We start from the raw sequence: 5351 nt of genomic DNA on the forward strand, positions 1-5351 counted from the left end.
GGATGGCAGAGAGGTCACGTCTAACTTTTATACCGAAGAGCAAGCCATCGCAATTTTCAATCATCACAAACCAGATAAGTCTTCCGATTACACTTTCGTGTGCGTCGAAGATTCGGTTATGGTTGTTGGCGCTCTGGATAAGGAACAGGACATGTATACCAAACACCCTCAATTGGAATCCATGACCCGCAGGATGATGGAGGAGAACTTTAGTCAGGTCCAAGATGAATTCGCTGCTTTTATCGCTTCTTCGCCTGAAGAACGCGTCAAGACACTTCTCATGAAACGCCGTACTCTTATCGACCGGGTACCCCAACATCAACTGGCCAGTTATCTCGGCATTACGCCAGAGTCGCTAAGCCGAATTAAGAAGAGAATCCAGTAAGATCTTAACTGGTTCGAACACCCTAATTGTAACCAGGGGGATGTTTCCTTGCATTGACTTAAGTCAATAGACGAGTCTGGATATACAGAAAGGGCCCCTCCCTCCCAGGTTCCTTTTAAACTTGCCGTTACAGACAGCGCGGTGAACCTTATCACAAGTAACGCCAGGCTTTTATGTTGCAACTCGAATCAAATATACGATGATCGCCGGTGCTATGATCGAAGGGAAAGGAGGGAGGACTTCCATGTACGAATGGAACGAGATGGTCCAGCTTATGGTGGATTGGATCGAAGCCAATATAACGGAGAGTACGTCTTTATTGAAGATGTCGGAGCAGTTAGGCTATTCCCCTTATTATTGTTCCAGGCAGTTCAACCAATTGACCGGGATAACACTACGGGATTACGTTTGGACTCGAAGAATCAGTCGAGCCGCCTTGGAGCTCCGTGACACGGACCAACGGGTTCTGGATATTGCCTTAAAGTACGGGTTCTCATCCCAAGAGTCGTTTACGCGTGCGTTCAACAAAGCTTTTCAACTCACCCCCGCAGCTTACCAAAAAGCTCCCCGACCTATTAAGTTGGCTATTCGTCAGGAGGTATTCTCGCCTTATCATTATTTGATCAAGGAGCGGGATAAGATGAGCAAGGTGCATTTGCAACCAGCGGAGATCAAAGTCGAGTTCATTCCGGCGCACAAATTTATCGGGATTTGGGACCTTTCCGCAGCAAACTTTGGGGAATTCTGGGAAAGGGGACATTCTTGTGACGAGATCTGCGGCACTCTGGAGAGTATGTCCAACCACGCCCTCCCTGGACAAATGGGTCAGACGGCGGGATGGTTTTACCAAAATGGTCAAAAGGGGTACCTATATGGAATCCCTGTTTCACTGGAGTACGAGGGGCCCATTCCGGAAGGGATGGAGTGCAGGGAAATTCCGGAATCGGAGTATTTGGTCTTTTTTCACCCGCCTTTCGACTATTTGAAGGATAATGGCGCTGTGATGAGAACCGTTGAAGAAGTGGCGTGGAACTTCGACCCCACAGGTATGGGCTACGAATGGGATGAAGGGATCAAACAAGACTACCAACGGCATTTCCCTGAAGGATATGGTTATGCTGTGCTGCGGCCGGTAAAAAAGGTATAGCCGATTATGTAATAACGTAGCGTAAGACCCCTCGTAAAGGGGTCTTTTTGTATGAAATAGGCTAGTGACTCATTAGCTATTAATCCATTCCATAGACACATTCCACAATTCATCAGCCGCGCCTTGATCCATTGCGTAAGAGGCGAGCCCCGACTGAGTCTCTCCAACACGAGGTCCGACCTCGTTGCAGTTTTCAAAATATCGGCCGCCGATACCGTTTAACAAGGGAGATGTTGCCAATAGCACGGAAGTAGCGGCTCCCTGTTGAGGGGTCTTCCAGATGATTTCCGGATAGCCTGTTCTAGTCTCGTTTAGCTTTTTGATCTGCTCGGGAGTGATCTGTATACGGTCAACTCCCGGAGTTCGCACACCGCCAGGCATCAAAGCATTTGCTGTGATACCCTCATTGATCCAACGTTTTGAAGCTTCCACGGCGAATAGTATGTTAGCTGTTTTGGATTGTCCGTAGGCAAGAAACGGGTCATAGGGACGGCGCAGGAAGTGAATATCATCGAACACAACCGGCGAGCGGAGATGCCCCGCAGAACTAACGGAGACCACGCGAGCGCCATCTGCTGCAGCTAGAGCATCGTGAAGTCCGGTGGCTAGAGCGAAATGTCCCAAATGATTAGTAGCGAATTGAAGCTCCCATCCTTCAGGAGTTCGCGTCTCGGGCGTTGCCATGATACCCGCGTTGTTGATCAAGATGTGCAGCGGCCCTCTCCATGAAGCAACGAATGAGGCTATCGAGGATCGATCGGTAAGATTTAAAGGCATTACCTTAACGAGTGGATTACCCGTGGTTACAGCAATATCTTCGGCTGCGAGCTTTCCCGCATTGAGATTGCGAACAGCTAGTGTCACTTCGGCGCCCGCTTCAGCCAAAGCCCGGGCCGTTTCAAGGCCGATTCCGGATGTGGCTCCCGTCACGACAGCTCTGCGACCCGCAAGATTGATCCCTGCAACGACCTCGCTTGCTGTCGATTCGGAATGAAACGGGGTTGTAATCAATGAGGACTCCGACATTGTGATTTCCTTCTTTCTTGATTTTCTAATCTCAAGGTCATTATGACTTAAATGGATATATGGAAATAGTTTGTTTCTGCTTAAAACTTGCTCAAAACTGCAAATGATAGAAACCGTTCTTTGCCTTTATCCAAAATTAAGTTACGATTACAAGAAAGGTTTCCAACGAGCATCTGAGGAACGATCAAAGTAAAGTTGGTGAGTATTGTGGGAGAGCGGCAAATCAAGTACTACCATTTATATACGGAAAGCCCCCAATCCAAAATGTATTTGGATCAAATGCTGGAAATTGCGAAACAGATTACCCTTGTCGAGGGTCGTACCCAGACGATGATTCCGTTTCTAACGACGATGCGGTATAGTCGGCAGACTTCGGAAATTTCTGGTGTTTTGACTCCTTCGATTTGTCTGATTCTACAGGGTGCCAAGAAACTTCATCTTGGCCATGAGGTCATTGATTATCATGCTGGGGATTACTTGGTATCTGTTGTCGATATTCCGGCATCCGCAGAAATTATTGGGGCTACCCAGCAATCACCCTATTTTGGTCTGCGCGTTGAATTTACGATGGAAGAGATCGCTTCTGTGGTCATGGAGGCTGGTCTTGATTTTAAACCAAGAAATAAAAAGTTGAATACCGGAGCATACGTCGGGACAGCCGACGAAGGTTTGGTGGAAACTTTTTACCGTCTGCTTAAGCTAATCGGGAAACCGGATGCGAATCGTTACTTGTCTTCTCTGATGAAACGCGAGATGATCTTTCGGCTGCTCTCTGGGGATTCAGGGCATATTTTTTTTCAACAAGTCATGATGGATCAGCAAGACGAGGGGATCGGCAAAGCCATCGCATGGATCAAAGAGAATTACGCTCAATCGATTACCATAAAGGAACTAGCAAAATTATCGAACATGAGCGTATCCGGGCTGCATCATAAATTTAAGGCCGTAACAACATTAGGACCTATACAATATCAAAAGCAGCTTCGGCTCTATGAAGCCAGGCGTCTTATGCTGGGTGGCGCAATTCATGTGACTGCAGCAGCTATGGAAGTTGGTTATGAAAATGTATCGCAATTTAGCCGGGAATATCGCAGGCTTTTTGGATCTTCACCATCTAAAGATATCAAAGCTTTCAGGAATAGCCCCGGTGTAGAGGAAATAGAAAAGGACAGGTTTCGTCGTTAGGTATATTTCTTCACTGACATTTATCTGTTTTTATGAGATATGGGAAAAAGCCAAGAGGGAGAACATCACCTTCTTGGCTTTTCTTGCGTAGTGGCGATAGAGGGCGGGCTTTAAAATAAGTTCTCGTACACTACCCAAGCGAGCTCAAAACGTCTTTCAGCCGCTCGGCAAACGGTTTTGGCTGCACTTGGTAGCCAATGTGATTTTCCGGGAACTCGGCAATGTCTACCTCCAATCGTTCTGCCAATCCTTCGGCGGAGCGGGCGGGAAAATAATGTCTTGAGGTGCTGCCTACAGCGGGGCGAACTTGTGCCGTAGAATGAGATAGCGCAGCTTGGAGCTGCTCCAGCTTGAAAGCATATCCGAGCACGCCCGGGGCTTCATTCGCCATGAAGTATTCCATATTTGCAATCATGCGTTCCTTTTGTTCATCGCTCGGCGGCGAAGAAGGGCTGGGGCCGTCATCATTTCGAAGTCCAATGGATGAAGTGAACTTGAAAAAAGCCGGAAATAAGCCTAACTTGCGGTGATCTGCGATCAGGTCCTCCATAATCGTCTTGGCCTGTAATCGTTCATCGCCGCGTAAAAGATCCAGCAAAGGCGGTTCATGCGGAATCAACACACGCACTTGTCCGGGATAGCGCATCGTCAGATCAAGTCCAATGACTGCCCCGGAACTGCTTCCGAAAACGTATGCCGGCTCATCGGTTAAAGCGGCCAAGAGGCGGTGAGCATCGTCACTGTGCGTCTCGATCCGGTAATCTTCAGCCGGATTGGTGAGTTTGCTGCGGGAATGGCCCCGGCGGTCGTAAGTGACGACCGTATACTGATCGGCAAGCTGGTCCGCAACCTCCAGAAATACATCGGCATCACCGCAGCCCCCGTGGATCATCAGGAGTACAGGCCCTGCCCCGCGCACCTCATAGTGGATACTTGCTCCAGGCACAGATAACATATCCGTCTTTATCCTACTCATTTCATCTCCTCCTTGTAGGAAGATCATAAAGCAGCTTTATGAACTGAATATGAATCCAATCCAATGGATGAATTGGTCCATAGGTACAGGACTTGATAACACTTCCGGATAACGAACCCACGATGTGACTTCTTCACGAAACAAAGTATATACTTTTTATATACAAGCATAGGAGGCGGTTTTCCATGTTTCAGGTTCAAAAATGGGGGGACAGTTTGGGTATTCGCATACCGAAATCCCTTGCTTTAAAGGTAGGTCTGGAGGAAGGCTCCAAGGTAGATCTTTACGTAGAAAACGGACATCTGATCATCAAGCCGAAGCCGTCTTCGTTAGAGGAGCTCCTTACCCAAGTTACACCCGAGAATATTCATAAAGAGGTCTTCACGGGGGATCTGGAAGGCTGGTAAGTAGGTTGCCAACGAGTATGTACCAGACCGTGGCGACTTGGTGTGGCTTCAGTTTAATTCGCAAGCTGGTCATGAACGAGCAGGTAAGCTGCCGGCAATCGTTCCACAGACGACCTTGTCGGAGGTTATCTCCAAACTGAACTTACTGATCCAGTAACGATATATAGAATGAACTAAAGAAATGAATGTTATAAGCCCCGAGGACGACGATCCCGGGCTTTTTGT

6 protein-coding genes are annotated in these 5351 nt (G+C 48.0%); 4 read left to right on the plus strand and 2 right to left on the minus strand.

Going from position 1 to position 5351, the window contains the following annotated elements; genetic code table 11:
- Nucleotides 1-385, plus strand: a 385-nt coding sequence (locus CPT76_RS19700; RefSeq protein ID WP_105444167.1) for a Crp/Fnr family transcriptional regulator, incomplete at its 5' end; no start/stop codon positions are given.
- 244 nt (nucleotides 386-629) lie between these two features.
- Nucleotides 630-1532 carry an AraC family transcriptional regulator gene (locus CPT76_RS19705; protein ID WP_105444168.1) on the plus strand — a complete coding sequence of 301 codons (903 nt, stop codon included), beginning with the start codon at nucleotides 630-632 and terminating at the stop codon, nucleotides 1530-1532.
- Between the two features lie 72 nt (nucleotides 1533-1604).
- Here the strand turns inward: CPT76_RS19705 and CPT76_RS19710 are convergent, their stop codons facing one another.
- Complete coding sequence (locus tag CPT76_RS19710) at nucleotides 1605-2558, minus strand: SDR family NAD(P)-dependent oxidoreductase (RefSeq protein WP_105444169.1); 954 nt, start codon at nucleotides 2556-2558, stop codon at nucleotides 1605-1607.
- A gap of 207 nt (nucleotides 2559-2765) precedes the next feature.
- Between CPT76_RS19710 and CPT76_RS19715 the strand changes: the two genes are divergently transcribed.
- Nucleotides 2766-3743, plus strand: coding sequence for an AraC family transcriptional regulator (locus CPT76_RS19715; protein WP_258168666.1), 978 nt, complete (start codon nucleotides 2766-2768; stop codon nucleotides 3741-3743).
- 130 nt (nucleotides 3744-3873) lie between these two features.
- Here the strand turns inward: CPT76_RS19715 and CPT76_RS19720 are convergent, their stop codons facing one another.
- Nucleotides 3874-4719, minus strand: a complete 846-nt coding sequence (locus CPT76_RS19720) for an alpha/beta hydrolase (RefSeq protein ID WP_105444170.1) — start codon at nucleotides 4717-4719, stop codon at nucleotides 3874-3876.
- A gap of 185 nt (nucleotides 4720-4904) precedes the next feature.
- Here CPT76_RS19720 and CPT76_RS19725 point away from each other — a divergent pair, with 185 nt between their 5' ends.
- The gene (locus CPT76_RS19725) at nucleotides 4905-5126 is read left to right on the plus strand and encodes an AbrB/MazE/SpoVT family DNA-binding domain-containing protein (protein WP_105444171.1); all 222 of its coding nucleotides are present in this window, start codon (nucleotides 4905-4907) and stop codon (nucleotides 5124-5126) included.
- Nucleotides 5127-5351: the final 225 nt, after the last annotated feature.

The organism is Paenibacillus sp. AR247 (assembly GCF_002968895.1).
In the GTDB taxonomy this organism is placed as follows: domain Bacteria; phylum Bacillota; class Bacilli; order Paenibacillales; family Paenibacillaceae; genus Paenibacillus_AQ; species Paenibacillus_AQ favisporus.